The sequence below is a fragment of the Acidobacteriota bacterium genome (assembly GCA_018001935.1).
Taxonomy (GTDB): Bacteria; Acidobacteriota; JAAYUB01; order JAAYUB01; family JAAYUB01; genus JAGNHB01.
Genome location: JAGNHB010000056.1, coordinates 18,749 through 36,808, shown reverse-complemented (window position 1 = coordinate 36,808; position 18,060 = coordinate 18,749). Strand labels below are relative to the sequence as shown.

Annotated in this window: 12 protein-coding genes; 8 read left to right on the top strand and 4 right to left on the bottom strand. The window is 67.8% G+C overall.

The annotated features are described in order from the left end of the window. Positions 1–95: 95 nt before the first annotated feature. Both KA419_17155 and KA419_17150 read right to left on the bottom strand, forming a co-directional pair. A complete protein-coding gene (locus KA419_17155) occupies positions 96–1,745 on the bottom strand; it encodes a hypothetical protein (GenBank protein ID MBP7867662.1) in 1,650 nt (549 codons plus the stop codon). Positions 1,746–2,231: 486 nt separating this feature from the next. Further along, positions 2,232–3,326: an ATP-binding protein gene (locus KA419_17150; protein ID MBP7867661.1), complete on the bottom strand. Its 1,095-nt coding sequence runs from the start codon at positions 3,324–3,326 to the stop codon at positions 2,232–2,234. A 479-nt stretch (positions 3,327–3,805) separates the two neighbouring features. Between KA419_17150 and KA419_17145 the strand changes: the two genes are divergently transcribed. The 6 genes from KA419_17145 to KA419_17120 all read left to right on the top strand — a co-directional run bounded on the left by KA419_17145 (position 3,806) and on the right by KA419_17120 (position 11,146). Next, positions 3,806–5,569: a bifunctional metallophosphatase/5'-nucleotidase gene (locus tag KA419_17145; GenBank protein ID MBP7867660.1), complete on the top strand. Its 1,764-nt coding sequence runs from the start codon at positions 3,806–3,808 to the stop codon at positions 5,567–5,569. A gap of 2 nt (positions 5,570–5,571) precedes the next feature. After that, positions 5,572–7,107 carry an L-seryl-tRNA(Sec) selenium transferase gene (locus KA419_17140; protein MBP7867659.1) on the top strand — a complete coding sequence of 512 codons (1,536 nt, stop codon included), beginning with the start codon at positions 5,572–5,574 and terminating at the stop codon, positions 7,105–7,107. A 24-nt stretch (positions 7,108–7,131) separates the two neighbouring features. Continuing rightward, positions 7,132–7,530 carry a hypothetical protein gene (locus KA419_17135; GenBank protein ID MBP7867658.1) on the top strand — a complete coding sequence of 133 codons (399 nt, stop codon included), beginning with the start codon at positions 7,132–7,134 and terminating at the stop codon, positions 7,528–7,530. Positions 7,531–7,552: 22 nt separating this feature from the next. Then, positions 7,553–8,293 carry an MBL fold metallo-hydrolase gene (locus tag KA419_17130; GenBank protein MBP7867657.1) on the top strand — a complete coding sequence of 247 codons (741 nt, stop codon included), beginning with the start codon at positions 7,553–7,555 and terminating at the stop codon, positions 8,291–8,293. Next, positions 8,290–9,345, top strand: a complete 1,056-nt coding sequence (locus KA419_17125) for a ThiF family adenylyltransferase (protein MBP7867656.1) — start codon at positions 8,290–8,292, stop codon at positions 9,343–9,345. Before KA419_17130 ends, KA419_17125 begins: the two co-directional genes overlap by 4 nt. A 97-nt stretch (positions 9,346–9,442) precedes the next feature. After that, positions 9,443–11,146, top strand: a complete 1,704-nt coding sequence (locus KA419_17120) for a VCBS repeat-containing protein (protein MBP7867655.1) — start codon at positions 9,443–9,445, stop codon at positions 11,144–11,146. A 28-nt stretch (positions 11,147–11,174) separates the two neighbouring features. Here the strand turns inward: KA419_17120 and KA419_17115 are convergent, their stop codons facing one another. Next, entirely contained in the window at positions 11,175–12,563 is a 1,389-nt protein-coding gene (locus tag KA419_17115) for an aminopeptidase P family protein (protein ID MBP7867654.1), read from the bottom strand. Positions 12,564–12,807: 244 nt separating this feature from the next. On the opposite strand from KA419_17115, the gene KA419_17110 reads away from it, so the two are divergent. Together KA419_17110 and KA419_17105 are read left to right on the top strand one after the other, a co-directional pair. Beyond that, positions 12,808–14,436: a protein kinase gene (locus KA419_17110; protein MBP7867653.1), complete on the top strand. Its 1,629-nt coding sequence runs from the start codon at positions 12,808–12,810 to the stop codon at positions 14,434–14,436. Between the two features lie 105 nt (positions 14,437–14,541). Continuing rightward, positions 14,542–16,164 (top strand): protein kinase, encoded by a 1,623-nt coding sequence (locus tag KA419_17105; GenBank protein MBP7867652.1) that lies wholly within the window; start codon positions 14,542–14,544, stop codon positions 16,162–16,164. A gap of 538 nt (positions 16,165–16,702) precedes the next feature. Here the strand turns inward: KA419_17105 and KA419_17100 are convergent. Then, entirely contained in the window at positions 16,703–17,824 is a 1,122-nt protein-coding gene (locus KA419_17100; protein MBP7867651.1) for an HD domain-containing protein, read from the bottom strand. Positions 17,825–18,060: the final 236 nt, after the last annotated feature.

Sequence of the window (18,060 nt, the reverse complement as noted above, 5' to 3'; positions counted from 1 at the left end):
GGGCTAGTCAAGAGGGAACTTGATATTGCAAGAATGATTTGTGAGGTGACCCCGGGCGTTCCGCGAGCTGATAGCCCGATCAGGGCGGGGTTAGATCATGCCAACTTTTTCCCTTGCGAAAGTGCTGTCGGGTGGGGCGGTCCGGAATAAGCACGGCGGAGCCGCTCGCGGAGGTCCGGGTTCGGCTCTTCCTCGATAGCCTTCCGGAGGAGAGGCTCGACGGCGGCGGGCCACCGGTCGCGCCCCCAGGCTTCCAGCACGCCCGCCGCGATGTTTCGGTTGCGGGTGACGGGGCTACTCAGGCCGGTTTCCACGAGCCGTACTCCCAGGCCGGGGTGGGGGCCGAGCGCCTGCAGCACTAAGTCGAGGCAGGAATGGGCCCGCCAGGCCGGGCCGAGGCCGAGTTCGTCGGCGGGCCCGGCGGCGATGGCCTCGAGCGGCAACGATTCCTCCGCGAAGGCGCAGGCCGCGGCCAGGCGGTCCGCACCGGCCTTCGACACCACCGCATACCACCGGCCCGGTTCCAGAGGCGCCTGTTTCAGCCGCTTCCAGTAGGTTTCCCAGGCGTCGATGCCCAGGATGTCGGCAGCCCGGGCTGCCTGCCAGAAGACGACGGGGTCGTCACTCCCCAGTCCTTCGGCCACCTCCGCCGGCCACCCGGGACGCCGGCGGAAATCGGCGCAAAGGCGGAGGAGGTCCTCCCGCCGTTCGGGCGTCCAGCCCCGTCCGGAGCGGTCCGTCCAGTCGGCTTTCTCCTCCTCCAGGAAGCCGCGGATCGTCTCCACGGCCAGGAAGTGGCGGAGGCCCCTCCCCCGCGGGCCCAGGTGCCGCAGGTAGAGTTCCGCCGCCTCCGCACCGTCGGCGTAGTCGTCCATCCCTTCGGCGGGACCGCCGACGACCAGGGCCTCCAGGAGGTCGGCCGCCGCCGTCAGCAGGCCGTCGTCGGGGTCGGTGCGCTCCAGGGCCTCCCGGAGCCCGCCGGTGACGGCACAGGTGTGGGCGAGGTACTCCGTCATGATGGAGTTCCGGTAGCCCTCCCGCAGCATCCAGTCGCGGATGTCGGGGTTTTTCGTTCCGGCGAGCCGCTCCACGAGGTGGATGCGGCCCCAGCCCTCCACTTCCCGGGCGAGGGCCCAGAGTTCCGGCTCGGGATCCTCGAGGGTGTTGGCAAGGGCGACGGCGGCGAAGAGGGTGAACTCGTCGTGCCGTCCGAGGACGCGGTAGACCTCCAGGTCCTCGGGCAGCCGGAAGGCCCCGAGAAGGGCGATGCCGAATTTCACGGGCTCCCGGTCCGGGGCCTCCGTGGCAAAGGAGCGGGCCAGGGCGTGGAGCCGGTCCAGGCGGGTCCCCTTGACCTCCCGGAGGGCCTGGATGAAGGCGTCCACCAGACCGAGGGCCCCCTTGTCCCGGACCCGTTCGTAGATGCGGAACTTGTCGGCGTCGGATGCGGTTTGCCCGAAAGCCCGGACGGCTGCCAGCAGCGCCTCGATGTCCCCTTCCCCGGGGCCGCCCCCGGCGTGGTGGGAGAAGACCCCGTCCAGGGCACCGGCTGCCCAGGGCAGCCGGGTAGCCGACGTCACGCGGTCCTTGTCGGGGAGGTCCGCCGGGCGGCCTCCGGCTTCGCCGGCGGTCGGCCGGTCGCGGAGGGACATGTAGATCGACGGCTCTTGCTGCCAGGGGTACTTCCCCCGCCGGGGTCCTTTCCCCGGAGTACCTTTGCCGAACCACCGCCGGATCAAGCCCATCGCCAGTCTCCCGGAAAGAGCTTCCTCACTTCACCAGTCGGAAGGACGCCACGATGCCCTCGAATTCCTTCATGCGCCGCGTCTCGCCCGGGCAGATGAACTCGACCTGGAGGCCGCCGGCGAGGAGCAACCCCCGACGGACGAGGTGGGATTCCCTGAAGCCGGTTTCGGTCCCCTGGGCGTGCAGGAAAGGCCATTAAGCAGACAGAAGGCCAGGAAGACTCCCCGCATGAGGAAAATGTACGGATTGTTACGGGCCATCCGAACGATCACGGCCATGAACACCCCTCCATTTGTCCCTCCCGGCCCCGATGACCAGCATGACGGATCACGCCGAGGCGGAAAGGATAGCTCATCATAGCGGAATCGCCACCCACTGTCAAAGCCCGGCGCCGACAAACCGGATTTTGACCCGAAAATCGCGGACCATGCGAAAAGGGGAAGTACTGATGCGGGCAGTTACCGAACTGGTCTGTCCGGTTTGAGCTATTCCGGAAGCCATTCCAGGTCGTCGCCGAAGCCGCGGCATTCAACGTCGGGGAGGAGGGGACGGCACCCCGTTCCCTGGTCCAGGATGAACCCCCGCCGGGCGCCGATGTCGGACAAGGTGGTTGCAAACCGTTTTGCCGGTGCGGTTCGCTCCAGGGCCCCCGCTTTGAACTCGACGACGGCGAGGGAGTCCCCCCGGTCGATGACCAGATCGGCTTCGGCCCCCGCAGCGGTCCGCCAGAAGAAGAACTGCGAGTGAGGGCGGGCGATTTTCTCCCGCCGGATGATCTCCTCCAGTGCGAAGCCTTCCCAACTGGCTCCGAGCACCGGGTGGTGAACGAGTTCCTCTCCGCTCGAGACATTGAGCAGGTGGTGCAGGAATCCGCTGTCCCTCAGGTATACCTTGGAGTTTTTCGTGAGGCGTTTTCCCACGTTGCGGAAAAACGGCGGGAGCCGCCGGACCAGGAAGGTCTGCTCCAGTATGTCGAGGTAATGCGCTACGGTTTTATGGGAGATCCCCAGAGCCCCCCCGAGTTCCGACAGGTTGAGAAGGCCGCCGTGGCGGTGCGCCAGCATGGTGATCAACCTCCTCAGCAGGACCGGTTGTGGGCGCAGGCCGAATTGGACGAGGTCCCGCTCGATGAAGGTTCGCAGGTAGGATTCCCACCAGTCCCGGAAGTCTCCCTTCGCCGCGTCGGGGAAACCGCCCCGGAGCCAAAGCGTCCGCCAGTCCAGAACAGGCTCTCCCCGGGTGGTTTCCACCGCGCAAAGTGGGTCGAGTTCCAGTATTCCGATCCTCCCGGCCAAGGACTCGGAGACGGCCCGGATCAGTGCCGGTTGTGCTGATCCGAGGACGCAGAACCTCCCGGGGCGGCCGCGCCGGGCGTCGATGATCCCCCGAAGGACCGCAAACAGCGATGGGACTTGCTGGGCCTCGTCCAGGATGAGGGCGGCCGTCTCCCGTCTCTCGATCTGGAAGCGGGGCTGTTCCTCGAACAGCTGCCGGGTGAGGGGATCCTCCAAATCGCAATAGGCGGCGTCCGGGAGGAACTGCCTCGCCAAAGTGGTTTTTCCGACTTGGCGGGGGCCCAAAATCGCCACGGCGGGGAATTGTGCCCAGAGACGATGCAGTGTGTGTATCGCCGTTCGTGTCCACATAGCTTGCATTTTGGATGATAGACATCCAAAATGCAAGCAATTTCCGGATTGCTGTCCGACGACCCGGACAAATCGGATTTGGCAAGCTCAAGAACATTCGTCGGTCCGGCCGCTTCCTCAGACGGGGCGCAAGGAAACACCGGAACGGGGAGCCCTGACGGTCCGCAGCGAATCACGGCTTGAAACCCACAGGATCCGATTGACATCCCATTGACTGACATCGGATAATGGCGCCGATGCCAGCGGGAGCGACGGGTGATGACCCCGCAGGAAAAACCATCGCCCTCCGGGCGAGGGCTCAGCCAAAGGTTTTCTATTCACTCTCCCGTTCGGCCCCCGGGTTTTTTCGAGCCCGTCACGGTTGACCCGGGGGGCGGGCGGACGGTACAAATCCTCGGCGGGAGCACACGGTCATGACGGAACACGGCACGAAGCAGAGCAAAACCAGCGGCCTCCCCCGGTTCCTCCTGGCCTTCCTCCTGGCGCTGCCGGGCCTCGCCGGCGCCGTCGCCGCGAAAAGCAAGGCCCCCGCCGCGCCGGTTCACGTCAAGGTCCTGGCGTTCAACGACCTTCACGGCCGCCTCTCGAAGGACGCCCAGCAGAAGATCCACGGGCGCCCCGTGGGGAGCGCGGCGGTCCTCGCGGCCTGCCTGAAGGCGGCGGCCGCCGGGATGGAGGACCGCACCCTCCTGGTGGAGGCGGGCGACCTGGTGGGGGCCTCCCCCGCGGTCTGCGCCCTCCTGCGGGAGGAGCCGGCTTTCCTCTTTCTGAACCTCCTGGCGGACGCGGACTGCACCCCCGCGAACCGCATGGGCCCCGACTGCAACCTGGTGGGCACCGTCGGCAACCACGAGTTCGACAAGGGGGTCAAGGCCATGCTCCGCCTGGTCAACGGCGGGGACGCCGGCGAAGGGATGTCGCTGGATGCCCCCTATCCCGGCGCCCGTTTTCCCGTCGTCTGCTGCAACGTCGTCGACGCGCGCTCACGAAAGACGATCCTTCCCCCCCACGTCGTCAAGCGCCTGGGCGGCGTCTCCATCGGCATCGTCGGGGCCGTGACGAAGACCACCCCCAACGAACTGCTGAAGGCCCGGGTCGCGGGCCTGGACTTTCTGGACGAGGCCGACGCCGTCAACCGGGCGGTGAAGCTCCTCCGGAAACGGGGGGTCCGCGGCATCGTGGTGCTGCTTCACCAGGGGGGGAACCAGGAACCTTACGACGGGCCGACGGACCCGGCGCGCAGCGGCGTGCAGGGGAAGGAGATCCTGGACATCGTGTCCCGTCTCGACGCCGAGGTGGACGTGGTCATCTCCGGGCACACCCACGCCTTCAGCAACGCCCTCCTGACCAACGCCGGGGGGCGCCCCGTGCTCCTGACCCAGGCGTTTTCCTACGGCCGGGCCTTCGCCGAGATCGATCTCTCCGTGGACCCCCGCACCCGGGACATCGTCGCCAAGACCGCCACCCTCCGTTACACCTACGCCGACGAGGGCCCCGGGATGACCCCGGACCCGGAGGTGGCCGCCTTCGTAGCCCGGGCGGAGGAGAAGGTGAGGCCTATCACCGGCCGGCTGGTCGGCAAGGCGACGGGCCTGCCCATCCAGAAGAAGGAGATTTTCGCCGGCGAGTCCGCCCTGGGCGACCTCATCGCCGACGCCCACCGGGCCGCCGGGAAGACGGACTTCGCCTTCACCAACCCCACGGGCATCCGGGCGGACCTCGTCCACGCCGACGTCACCTGGGGAGACCTGTTCGCCACGCAGCCCTTCCAGAACGCCCTGGTTCGGATGGAGCTGACCGGCGAGGAGATCGGCCGGGTGTTGCGGCAGCAGTGGGGGTCCCAGTACGGTTACGAATCCCTCCAGGTGTCGGGCCTCCGGTACGCCTGGCGGGAGACCGACGACCCCGCGGGCCGGATCGTGGAGGTCCGGGACGCCGCCGGGAACCCGTTGGACCCCTCGCGTACCTACACGGTCACCGTCAACGAGTTCCTGGCCCAGGGCGGGAACGGCTTCAACGTCTTCCGGGACCTGGGCCGGAACCGGGAGCTGGTCCGGGACGCTTCGGGCGGGGAGATCCGGGACGTGGACGCCCTGGCCGACTACATCCGGAACGATCTCAAGGGCGCGGTCGCGATCCCGGCGGACTTCGGTCAGCGCGTGCGAAAGGAACCCTGAAGATGCCCGGCGAACCGGACCTGAGCCGTCTGCCCCCGGTGGATGCCCTGCTCCGCGAAGCGGCCGTCGAGGCCTGGCTGGCCGGGTGGCGTCGCCCGCTGGTGGTCCGCTTCCTTCGGGAAGCCCTGGACGACGTCCGGGCCGCCATCCGGGAGGGTCGCCTTCCGGGTGCCGGGAGGGAGGCCCTCGCCCGGCGGGCCCTCGACCTCGCGGGCGGCCGCCTCCGGCGCTTCGAGGAGGCCGGTCCGCGCCGGGTGATCAACGCCACCGGCGTGATGATTCACACCAACCTCGGGCGCAGCCCCCTCGGCGAACCCTGGCTCAAGCTGCTGGGCCGGACGCTCCACGGTTACACCGACCTGGAGTACGACCTCGCCACCGGCGGCCGGGGGCGCCGGGACACCAGGCTGGCCGGGCTGATCCGGGACCTGCTGGGGGCGGAAGACGGCACCGCCGTCAACAACAATGCCGGGGCCCTCCTCCTGGCGCTGCAGGCCCTGGCGGCCGGCGGCGAGGTGATCGTCTCCCGGGGGGAACTCGTGGAGATCGGGGGGTCTTTCCGGGTCCCTGACATCATGGCCCTCTCGGGCGCCCGCCTGAGGGAGGTGGGGACCACCAACCGGACCCGCCTGGCCGACTACGCCGCCGCCGTGACCCCGGAGACCCGGCTCCTTCTCCAGGTCCACCGGAGCAACTTCGAGATGACGGGGTTCGTGGAAACCCCTTCGGTGGAGGCTCTGGTTGCGCTGTCCCGGGACCGGGGGGTGCCGCTGCTGGTGGACGCCGGCAGCGGCCTGCTCTTCCCGCCCGACGCCCCGGGCCGCGGCGCCCCATCCGGCGGTCCCTCCTTCCCCCGGCTACCCGGCGAGCCCGTGGTGACGGAGATCCTGCAGGCGGGGGCGGACCTCGTCTGCTTCAGCGGGGACAAGCTCCTGGGGGGGCCGCAGGCCGGAATCCTGGCGGGCCGGGCGGACCTGGTCGGGCGCATCCGGTCTCACCCCCTCATGCGGGCCCTGCGGCTCGACAAGCTGGTGCTCACCGCCCTGGCGGCCTGCCTGAAGGCCTGGGCGCGCACGGGGACGGACCGGGCGGTCCCGCTCCTGGACATGGCGGCCGAGCCCCTCGACGCGCTGGAGAAGCGCTGCCGGCGTTTCGTGCGCGCCTTGAAGCGGTCCGGGGGGGCCGCGGCGGGGAAGGCGGCCGGGGTGTCGCCGGTGGAGGCGGTCCTGGGCGGGGGGTCGACCCCCGGGAAGGCCCTCCCGTCCCGCGCGGTGGTGCTGCGGCTGGGGGAACGGGAATCGGCGGTCCTCGAAGCGCGCCTCCGGCGGTGCAAAACCCCCGTGGTGGCCCGGGTCGACCGGGGAGGAGTGGTCCTGGATTTCCGGACGGTTCGCCCCGGGGAGGAAAAGCTCCTTCTGGCCAGCCTCCTGGAGTCGCTCCAAGGGGACGAACCTGAAAAAAACACTTTGACAACATCGCTCCGTGTGTCGGATAATGGGTGCAATCGCCGATACGGGCCGGGAAAAAAAACAACATGAGATCAATATGAGGTTTGTAAGGGGATGAATTTCATCGAACTCAGGGTGGAAGACTTTATCGACGAGGTCCTCGATTCCGACAGCAACGAAAACACTTCCCAGATACAGATCCTGCGCAAGTTCGCCGCTTTCATCGACCGTGAGACGGAGGTCTACAGCCTGGGAGACCTGACCGAGGGCGTGGTCCTCGACTTTTTCCGGTCCCTCCGGAACCCCCAGGAGCGAAAGCTCGCCGCGGACTCCCTCAACACCTTCTTCGGTTTTCTCCAGGGGAAGGGGAGTTTCCCCAACCCTCCCCGGCTGGATGCCGACGCCGTCCTCAGCCCCCGGAAGCCGGGAAAATCAGCCTCCGGGACGGGCTTTTTCGAGGGGGACGACGACGAAAACGCCCCCCGCTTCAAACACCGCTGGGATTCCGAGTAAAACCCCATCGAGAGGTGCCGCTTTGCGATTCATCCTGATAGCCCTTCTCTTGTCCTGCCTGGCCGCGGGGGTTGCCCCGGCCGCTTCGGGGAAGCTGACGATCCGCTACCACGGCCACTCCTGTTTCACCCTCGCGGGCGACTTCAGCCGGATGATCTTCGACCCCTTCGGGAAGGTCGTCGATTACACGCTGCCCGCCGAACGCATCGGGATCGTGATGGTCTCCCACGAGCACGCGGACCACAACAACGTGGAGGGCATCCCCGGCTTCCCCATCATCCTCCGCGGGCTGAAGGAGGGGGGGAAGGTCCACGACAGCCCCGAGTTCAGCCTGGGCCAGATCCATATCAAGGGCTTTCCCTCCTACCATGACGACCAGCGCGGCAGCCTGCGCGGCCTCAACACCATCTTCCGCGTGGAGATCGGGGGGTTCCGGATCGCCCATCTCGGCGACCTCGGCTGCATGCTGACCGAGGAACAGGAGAAGGAACTGAAGAACCTCGACGTCCTCCTGATCCCCGTCGGCGGCTTCTTCACCATCGGGCCCGAGCAGGCGGCGGAGATCGTGAAGAAACTGAAGCCGGTGGTGACCATCCCCATGCACTACAAGACGGAGAAGACCGCCAACCTCCCGATCCAGCCGCTGGAGGCCTTCCTGAAGTTCTTCCCCGACGCGGTGCGGGTGAAGGGGAACGCCCTGAGCTTCACCATCGACAAGCTGTTCGAAAAACCGGGCGTCTACGTCCTGGAAATCGGGAAATGACCGGCGACGGCGGCGCCTTCCCGGATCGGTACTCCCGCCAGGTCCTCTTCTCCCCCATTGGCAGTTCCGGCCAGGAACGCCTGGCCCGGTCCCGGGCGGTGCTCGTGGGGTGCGGCGCCCTCGGCAGCGGCATCCTGGAGATGCTGGCCCGGGCGGGGGTGGGCCGCATCCGCTTCATCGACCGGGACTTCGTCGAGGATTCCAACCTCCAGCGCCAGTCCCTCTACACCGAGGAGGACGCCCGTCTGCGGCGCCCCAAGGCCGTCGCCGCACACCGTGCGCTGGCCGGGATCAACGCCGCGCTCGAGTACGAGCCGCGGGTGGCGGACTTCAACGCCTCCAACGCCCTGGAGATCGTCCGGGACGCCGACGTGCTGCTGGACGGGACCGACAACGTGGAGACCCGCCTGCTCCTCAACGAGGCGGCGGTGAAGACCGGGACCCCCTGGGTCTACGGGGGGTGCGTGGCTTCCGGCGGGGTCGTCATGCCCGTCGTCCCCGGCCGGACCCCCTGCCTGCGCTGCATCCTCCCGCCCGACGCCGAGCACGGGGACCTGCCCACGTGCGACACCCTGGGCATCATCGCGCCCGCGGCCCGGATCGTGTCCTCCATGGAGACGGCCCTGGCCCTGCGCATCCTGGCCGGGGACGCCGGGGGCATCCGCCCCTTCATGCTTCACTTCGACTGCTGGACCGGGGATTTCCACCGGATGGACCTCGAGGGGGCCCGCCACGACGCGTGCCCGGTCTGTGCCCGGGGTGAATTCCCGAGGCTGGCCGGGGAGGGCCTCTCCCGCACCGTCGTCCTCTGCGGCCGGAACATGGTCCAGGTGGATTTCCCCTCCATGGGCCCCGGCGCCCGCCGCCCCGACTTCGCCGCCCTCCGGGAACGCCTTTCCCCGCTCGGTGAGGTGTCCATAAACGCGTACATGCTCATCTTCACCCTCCCGCCCCACCAGCTGGTCCTCTTCCCGGACGGCCGCTGCCTGGTGAAGGGGACCGCCAGCCCGGAGGAGGCCAAGTCGCTCTACGCGAGGTATATCGGCCTCTGACCCCAGACCGAGAAAGTGCTTGTGGGACGCTTCCAATTCCGTTAAGATATTTCCAGCCGGAGCTGGTCCGTGAAAATCCTGTTTCGGGGGTGAACCCATGGCGATGCGAACGATCCTCCTGTGCCTCGCGGCCGTCCTCTTTTTCGGGTGCGCGGCAATGGCCCAACAGCCGAAAATCCTGATCCTCGGGCTGGACCGCAACCTCGCGGACAACGGGGACAACACCTACAGTTCCGCCCCCGTGATCCAGACCCTCCTGTCCGGGCTGGGGTACACGGACGTGACGCTCGTCCGGGTGGCCATGAGCGACCACACCACCCTGGCGAGCTTCAACTACACCCCGTACACCCTGGTGTTCATCTGCAACGCCATGAACGTGTTCACGCCCTACTCGCACATCTTCGACACCGCGGAGGGGCAGCAGCTGGTGAACTACCTCAACCTGGGCGGAAGGGTCTACATGGAAGGCGGGGACGTCTGGTACCAGGACCCGGCCGTCAACGGGGCCTACAACTTCCGGTCCGCCTTCGGGGTGGCGTCCACCACCCAGGCCAGCGACTCCCTCTACACGGTCAAGGGGAAGGCGAGCACCTTCCTCGCCGGGCTCCAGTTCAGCTACAACGCCCTTTACGACGGGTTCCGGGACATCATCACCGGCTCCGGCGGCGGCCTCACAGTGATGGAGAACTACAGCAACGCTGGCACGCCCGTGGTGACGGGCGCCGTGGTCGCCTACAAGCCCCTCTGGTACCGGACCATCGCCAGCGACTTCCGCTTCGCCGGCCTGACCGACGGGACGGGCAGCAACACCAAGAGCAACCTTCTCCAGCAGTACATCAACTACCTCATGGCCCCCATCCCCGCCAAGCCCTACGACTTCAACGCGGACGGGTACACGGACATCCTGTGGCGGCACTCCACCAACGGGACCCTGGGGAACTGGTACGTCACCGGGAGCGGCGCCTCCGCCGGGGCCCTCTACGGCGTGGTCAGCGACACCAACTGGCATGTGAACGGGTGCGGCGACTTCGACCGGGACGGCTACGCCGACCTCGTCTGGCGGCAGGTGTCCTCGGGCGACCTGGTGCTGTGGAAGATGGACGCCGACGGGTACGACTCCTCGGTGTCCCAGGGCACGGTCAACGCCACCTGGAAAGTCCTCGGGGTGGCCGATTTCAACCGGAACGGCAACGCCGACATCCTCTGGCGCAACTTCTCCGACGGCTTCCTCTCGGTGTGGTTGATGTCCACCGCTTTCGCTTACCAGGACTCCACCTTCGCCGGCGGGATCAGCGACCTGAACTGGAAGGCCCTGGGCACAGGCCACTTCGACAGCGACGGGCGGGCCGACGTGCTCTGGTGGAACGCCACGTCCGGGACCCTCTCCATCTGGTTCGAGGACGAGTCCGGCTTCCTGGGCGACATGTCCCCCGGGACCGTGTCCACCACGTGGAAGGTCACGGGGATCGGGGACGCCGACGGCAACGGGATCGACGACATCCTCTGGCGGAACGCGAGCAGCGGCGACCTGTCGGTCTGGTTCCTGAACAACGGCGGGACGGTCAGCGGGACCACCTTCCTGGGGGGCATCTCCGACCTGAACTGGAAAATCAAGGGCGTGGGTGACTTCAACAAGGACGGGCGGGCGGACATCCTGTGGCGGCACGCCACCTCCGGCGCCGTCGTGGTGTGGTACCTCTCCGGGACCGGCGTGAGCGGCCAGCTCTATCTCGGCTCCGTGGACCCGGTCTGGGAAACCGTCAACCAGACGAACTTCCCGGGAGCGTCGGAGCTGCCGTAGGCTGAAGGCTGCCAGCCCGCGGGTTCCTTCACGCCGGGAGAATGTTCTCCAGTTCGTCCACCGACTTCGGGATGGGCGGGCCGAGGACCCGGTTGGCCGTGCCGGTCACCAGGACGTCGTCCTCGATGCGGATCCCGCCGAAATCACGGTATTCCTCCACCTTGTCGTAGTTGATGAAATCGGCGTGACGGCATTCGGCGCGCCACTGGTCGATGAGGGCCGGGATGAAGTAGATCCCCGGTTCCACCGTCACCACGAAGCCGCTCTGCAGCGCCTTGGCCATCCGTAGGTAGGCCAGGCCGAACTGGTCGCTGCGCTGGACGGTTTCGTCGTAACCCACGAAGGCTTCCCCGATGTCCTCCATGTCGTGGACGTCCAGCCCGATCATGTGGCCGAGGCCGTGGGGGAAGAACAGGGCGTGGGCGCCCTCGGACACGGCGTCGTCGGTGTTCCCCTTCATCAGGCCCAGCGCCTTGAGGTGGTCGGTGATGATGCGGGCGGCGAGGAGGTGGATCTCCCGGTAGGGCCTTCCCGGCCGGATGGTGTGGATCGCCTGGAGCTGCGCGCCGAGGACGGCGTCGTAGATCCCGCGCTGTCTGTCCGTGAAGCGGCCGCCCACCGGGATGGTCCGGGTGATGTCGGCGGCGTAGTGGCGGGGGGACTCGGCGCCGGAGTCCATGACGAGCAGATGGCCCTTTTCCATGCGGTTCCCGTGGTGGTGGTTGTGGAGGGTCTCACCCCGCACGGAGATGATGGGGGGAAAGGAGAACGGGACGCCGCTGGACCGGGCCACCCCCTCCATGGCCCCCCGGACGGCGCTTTCCCGGGCGCCGGGCCGGGCCGCGGCGTACCCGGCCTGGTACATGGCGTGGGTGACGGCGAGGGCCAGTTCGATCTCGGCCACCTCCGCGTCGGACTTGACGGAGCGCAGCGAGGCGACCGCGCGGCGCAGGGGCGTGGACACGTAGTCCTTCAGGTCGGGTCGCCGGATACCCAGGAGCGACTCCAGGCGCAACGCGTTCGCCGGACGGTAGGGGGGGAGAAAGTGGACCCGGCGGCCGTTCGCCAAAGCGCCCCGGAGGAAGCCGGCCAGCTGGTCGGAGGGGCGGACGTCCGGCACGCCCACCGCTTCGGCCTTGGACCGGAGGGGCTCCTGGGGGCCGAGCCAGATGATGTCCTCGATGTCCACGTCGTCGCCGAAGAGGATGTCCTTGCCTTCGTCCAGGTCGATGACGGCCGCCAGGCCGGGCTGGTCGAGGCCGAAGAAGTAGAGGAACGAGCTGTCCTGGCGGAAGTCGTAGCAGTTGGCGGCATAGTTCATGGGGCTCTCGTCGTTCCCGAGGAAGAGGGCGACGCCCGTGGGGAGGGTGCGGCAGAGCGCCCGTCGGCGGTCCGTGTAGGTGGTCTTGTCGAACATGGTTTGCTCCTTGAGAGGATTACAGGGCATCTTAGTACAGGTGCCCCGAAAAGGGAAGGGGGAGATCGGGCCGAAACCTCACGCTCGCTCCTCTGGGGCGCCCGCGGGGAAAATCCTTGCCGCATCGTGGCCTACCGGTTTAGAATAGAGCGAGAGACGGGGGCGAACCGGAAAAATCCGAAGCGCCTGAGCTTGACCCAAGCCTTCGGCGGCCCCCGCCGGGGCGTTCAGCCATGGAGTGTTCATGAAGACCTGCAAGACCTGCGGGAAAATCTTCCCGGACGGGCAAATGTGGTGCCCGTTCGACGAGACGGCACTGACGGCGGTCCCCCCCGCGGACGACGTCGGCCGCGTCGTCGATGGGCGCTACCGTGTCCTGGCCACCATCGCCCAGGGCGGGATGGGGAAGGTGTACAAGGTCGAGCACGTCAACCTGGGGCAGATCTTCGCCATGAAGGTCATCCGGCGGGACCTCCTGGGCGGCGAGGGCATCGTGGACAAGTTCCGCCAGGAGGCCCTCGCCACGAGCCAGATCGGGAACGCCCACATCGTCTTCCTGACCGATTTCGGCATCGACCCCGACTTCGGGGCCTACTTCGTCATGGAACACCTCAACGGGCGGAGCCTGAAGGAGGTGATCCGCGGCGAGGCCCCGCTCCCGCTGCGCCGCGTCCACCACATCCTCGCCCAGATCGGGGACGCTCTCGGCGCGGCGCACGCCAAGGGGATCGTTCACCGGGACCTCAAGCCCGACAACATCATCCTCGTCAGCCAGGGCACGCTGATCGACTTCGTCAAGATCCTGGATTTCGGCATTGCGGGCCTCCTGGAGAAAGCGGACATCCACTCCCACTCCGGGGCCGTCCTGGGCAGCCCGCTCTACGTCGCGCCGGAGCAGATCCTGGGCGCCCCGCCGGACCCCCGTTCCGACATCTACTCCCTCGGCGTGATCCTGTACCACATGTTGACCGGCGAACCGCCCTTCATCGGGGACAGCATCCTGGAAGTCCTGCAGAAGCACGGTCTGGAGGACCCGCTCCCCCTGTTCGTGACCCGGCCCGACGCCAACATCCCCCACGCCATCAACGACGTGGTGCTCAAGGCACTCGAAAAGCACCCCGAACAGCGCCAGGAAAACGTCGGGGAGCTGGTGCAGACGTTCTGGAAGGGGATCCTGCAGGCGTCGACCCCGCCGCCCAGGCCCGAGAGGGCGCCGGCCCCGCCGGCCTCGGCCGCCCCGGCGACCCCGGCGCCGCCGCCCGAACCCCCGGCCCCCCGACCCGTCCTGCCTTCGGACGAACTGGAGGCCCTTTACGAGCGCGGGGAATTCCTGGCCCCCAACGGCAAACTGTGCGCCGGCCGCCTCACGATCCGGTTCCGCGACCTCGACCGCTTTCGGTACGAACGGACCACCAACCTTCGCCACGGCGGGTTCTTCGCGCCCCTGGGGGAGGACCTCCCGATCCTGACGCACTTGGAGGTGACCCTGACGCACCCCACCACCGGCAAATCCCTGGTGGTGTACGCCAACGTGGTGTTCGTGGCCCGGCGGGAGAAGACCGTCACCGGGTGCGGTCTCGAGGTCGAACCCGACGAGCGCCCCCGCCTGGCGGAGTTCCTGGAGGCCCAGCGGGCCCTGGAGTCCACCAGCCGGGTGGACGAGAACGGCATCTACGAGAACCTGGGCGCCCCCGCGGGCTTCCCCCTGGACAACGTGACCCGGACGATCCTGGGGCGCCTCGACGGGCGCCGCACCCTGGAGACTCTGAAAAGGGACCTGGGACGGGAGGCCGGGCACGTCACGGACCTGATCCCCTACCTCGTCAAACGCGGCGTGGTGCGAAAGGTGGAGAGCGAGCAAGGCAAGCCGTAGGCCGTGTGCCGTGGGCCGGGAGCGGAAACCGTTGCCCGGCGGATTGAACCCATCGGCCCGGTCGGCCCGATCCGACCGATTCGAGGTCGAGCAGAGCGTGGTCCCATGAAAACCTGCATCACCTGCGGCAAGACCTTCCCGGACGGGCAGCGCTACTGCCCCTACGACGGGGCGGTGCTCTCCTCCGCCCCGGCCATGGACGACGTCGGCCGGGTGGTGGACGGGCGCTACCGTATCCTGGAGGTCGTCGCCCAGGGCGGGATGGGCAAGGTCTACAAGGTGGAGCACCTGCACCTCGGGCAGGTCTTCGCCATGAAGGTGATCCGCAAGGACCTCCTCGGCGGCAGGGGGATGGCGGAACGCTTCCGGCGCGAAGCCCTCACCACGAGCCAGATCGGGCACGCCAACATCGTCTACCTGACCGACTTCGGTTTCGACCCCGACCTGGGCGCCTATTTCGTCATGGAGTACCTGGAGGGGAAGAAGCTCAAGGACCTCATCCGCGCCGAGGCCCCCATGCCGTTGCGGCGGGTCCACCACCTTCTCGCGCAGATCGGCGACGCCCTGGGCGCCGCCCACGCGAAAGGGGTGGTCCACCGGGACCTGAAGCCCGAGAACATCATCATCCTCAACCAGGGCACGCTGATGGATTTCGTCAAGGTCCTGGACTTCGGCATCGCCGGGCTCCTGGAGACGGACGAGTCCCTGACCCGGCCCGGGGCCCTCATGGGAAGCCCCTACTACATCTCGCCGGAGCAGAGCCTGGGCCAGGAACCGGACCCCCGGTCCGACGTGTACGCGCTGGGCGTGATCCTTTACCAGTTGCTCACCGGCGAGCTGCCGTTCAAGGGGCAGACCGTCGCCGAGGTCCTGAACAAGCACCGCGGGGAGAAGCCGGTGCCCCCGTCGGCGGCGCGGCCCGAGGCGGGGATCCCCCCGGTCGTCGACGCGGTGGTGCTCAAGGCCCTGGCGAAGAACGCGGACGACCGCTTCCCCACGGTCCGGGACCTCACGCGGGCCTTCTGGCAGGGCGTGGTCCAGGCCTCGACCCCGCCGGCGGCACCGAGATCGACCCTCTCGGCCGCGGGAGAGCCGGTGCCGGCCGCCCCCCCGACCCCCGAACCGGACGGTTCCGGGCGGGAGATGGAAGCCCGCCTGGTCCGGGGGGACTTCCCCGTCCGCAACGGGAAGCCTTGCGTCGCCCGCCTCGAAATCCGGTTCCGGGACCTTGACCGTTTCCGCTTCGAGCGGATCACCAACCTCCGCCGGGGAGGGCTCTTCGTCCCGCTCGGCGAGGAGATCCCCACGCTGTCCCACATCGAGGTGGCCCTGACGCACCCCACCACCGGCCACACGCTGGAGGCCGGGGGCGACGTCGTCTACGTGGCCCGCCGCGAAAAGGACGTGACGGGGCTCGGGTTCGACATTGACCCTTCCGACCGGGCCCGCCTCGCCCAATTCCTCGAGGCACAGCGTGCCCTCGAGCCGACCCCGGGCATTCCGGACGACGCGGTCTACGAAACCCTGCCGGCCGCGCGCCGCTTTCCCCTCGACAACCTGACCCGGGCCGTGCTGGACCACATCACCGGCCATTGCACCCTGGGGACCCTGAAAAATCACCTGGGGAGGGAGGCCGAGCACATCGCGGACCTGATCCCATACCTCGTCAAACACGGGGTGGTGAGGCGGGCGGGGGACCGCCCCGCGTCCACGGATCAACTCGGATAAAGACCACGAGATACACGGAAATACGAACCGCGAACCCCACGGGCCCGGCGAATTCCAGCCACGAACCCCACGAACAGGGTCCGGTCGCGCAGGGCGCCGGAGCGCTGCGCTGCGGGAATGGGGGCGTCTTGGCGGCACGGGAGTGCGAAGGTGCGAAAGTGCGAAAGTGCGAAGGTGCGAAGGGACCGAATGGATCGAAAGGGCCCAGAGAACCCAGAGGGCCCAGAGAACCCAGAGGACCCAGAGGACCCAGAGGATCCAGAGGACCCAGAGGACAAAAGGGCTCAATGGGCCCAAAGGAGCAATGGGCCCAAAGGAGAAACGGGCCCAAAGGAGCAACGGGCCCAAAGGAGCAAAAGAACTGGCGGAGCCGAAGCGCGGAAAGGTCATCGGTTGAGGGGGAAGTGACCCTCACCCTCCCGCAACCCCACCCTCCCGCAACCCCACCCTCCCGACCTTCAGCCTAACATCCTTCAGCCTAACATCCTTCAGCCTAACAGCCTTCAGCCTAACAACCTTCAGCCCAACAGCCTTCAGCCTAAACCCCTATCCTCTCCGCCATCTGGAAAAGGTAAAAATCCGTGAACCCCACCATGTAGTAAACGATCACCCGGTGGGCGGGGTGGGTGCCCTCCCGGATCATGGCCTGGTAGCGGCGGGGCAGAAGGGCCGGGTTGGACCGGTAGGCGTCGAAGAGCTTCCGGATGCGCTGCCCGTTCTCCTCGCGCTGCTCCTGGATCTCGGGGTGGCGGTAGTAGGCGCCCCGCAGGAAGTCCTTGAGACGTCCCAGACGCTCCATCATGGCCGGAGAGCACCCCGCCAGCCGCCCCGGCGCCTTCCGGACGTCGGCGGTGGTTTCGACCCCCGCCTCGCTCACGCGAGCCGCGGTGTGCCCGGTCAGGTCCTGGACCGCCGCGTTCATCAGCCGTCGCAGCGACTCGTTGAAGAGAAGCTTGCGGGCGGCGCCGGGGTAACGGGCCGCCATCTGTTCGAAGACCGAGGCGAAGTCGGGCAGGCCGGGGAGGAGGTCCTTCTCCAGGTCGATGAACCCGCCCTCCCGGGCGTCGTCCAGGTCGGAGAAAGTGTAGCAGATCTCGTCGCAGATGTCGGTGAGCTGGGCCTCCAGCGGCGGGTGCAGGGCGGGGTCGAACTCCGCCGCCGAAAGGTCCCCGGGGTCCGGCTGCCGGGAGTGCTTGACGATCCCCTCGCGGACCTCGAAGGTGAGGTTGAGGCCCGGACAGGCGGCGTACTTCTCTTCGAACTCGTCGACGATGGTGAGGGTGTGCCGGTTGTGTTCGAAGGAGTCGCCGAAGCGCCCGCAGATCTCGTTGAAGACATCCTCCCCCGGGTGCCCCAGCGGGGGATGGCCCAGGTCGTGGCAGAAGCCGAGGCAGGCGGCAAGGTCCTCGTGGATCCCGAGCCGTCGGGCCACGGACCGGCAGAGGGCGGCCACCTCCACGCTGTGGGTCAGCCGGGTCCGGTGGTGATCGGAACGGCGGCCGGAGATGACCTGGGTCTTGCCGGCCAGCCGCTTGAAGGCCCGGGAGTGGATCACCCGGTCGATGTCCCGCTCGTAGATCCCCCGGGTGCCGTCGTAGGGGTCCTCGGGCCACCGCCGCCCCCGCGATTCGGACTCGTGCATGGCGTAGGGCTGGAGCATGAAGCGTCACCTCCGAAGATCGATCGAGGAGACGGGGGCTTTCCGGGAGCGCCCGTTCCCGGGGGGGCACCCTCTGCCTTTCCCGGCCACACCATCCGGCCTTTGGGTTCGGGTTGCGTTTAATGCTTGCATATGCTTGATTTGTGGCATATTGGCCGGGACACGGGCCGGCGGGTTCACTATACCATGACACCGGCTTCCGGCAAAGACATTGAAAAAACATTTGCTTTCCCTTT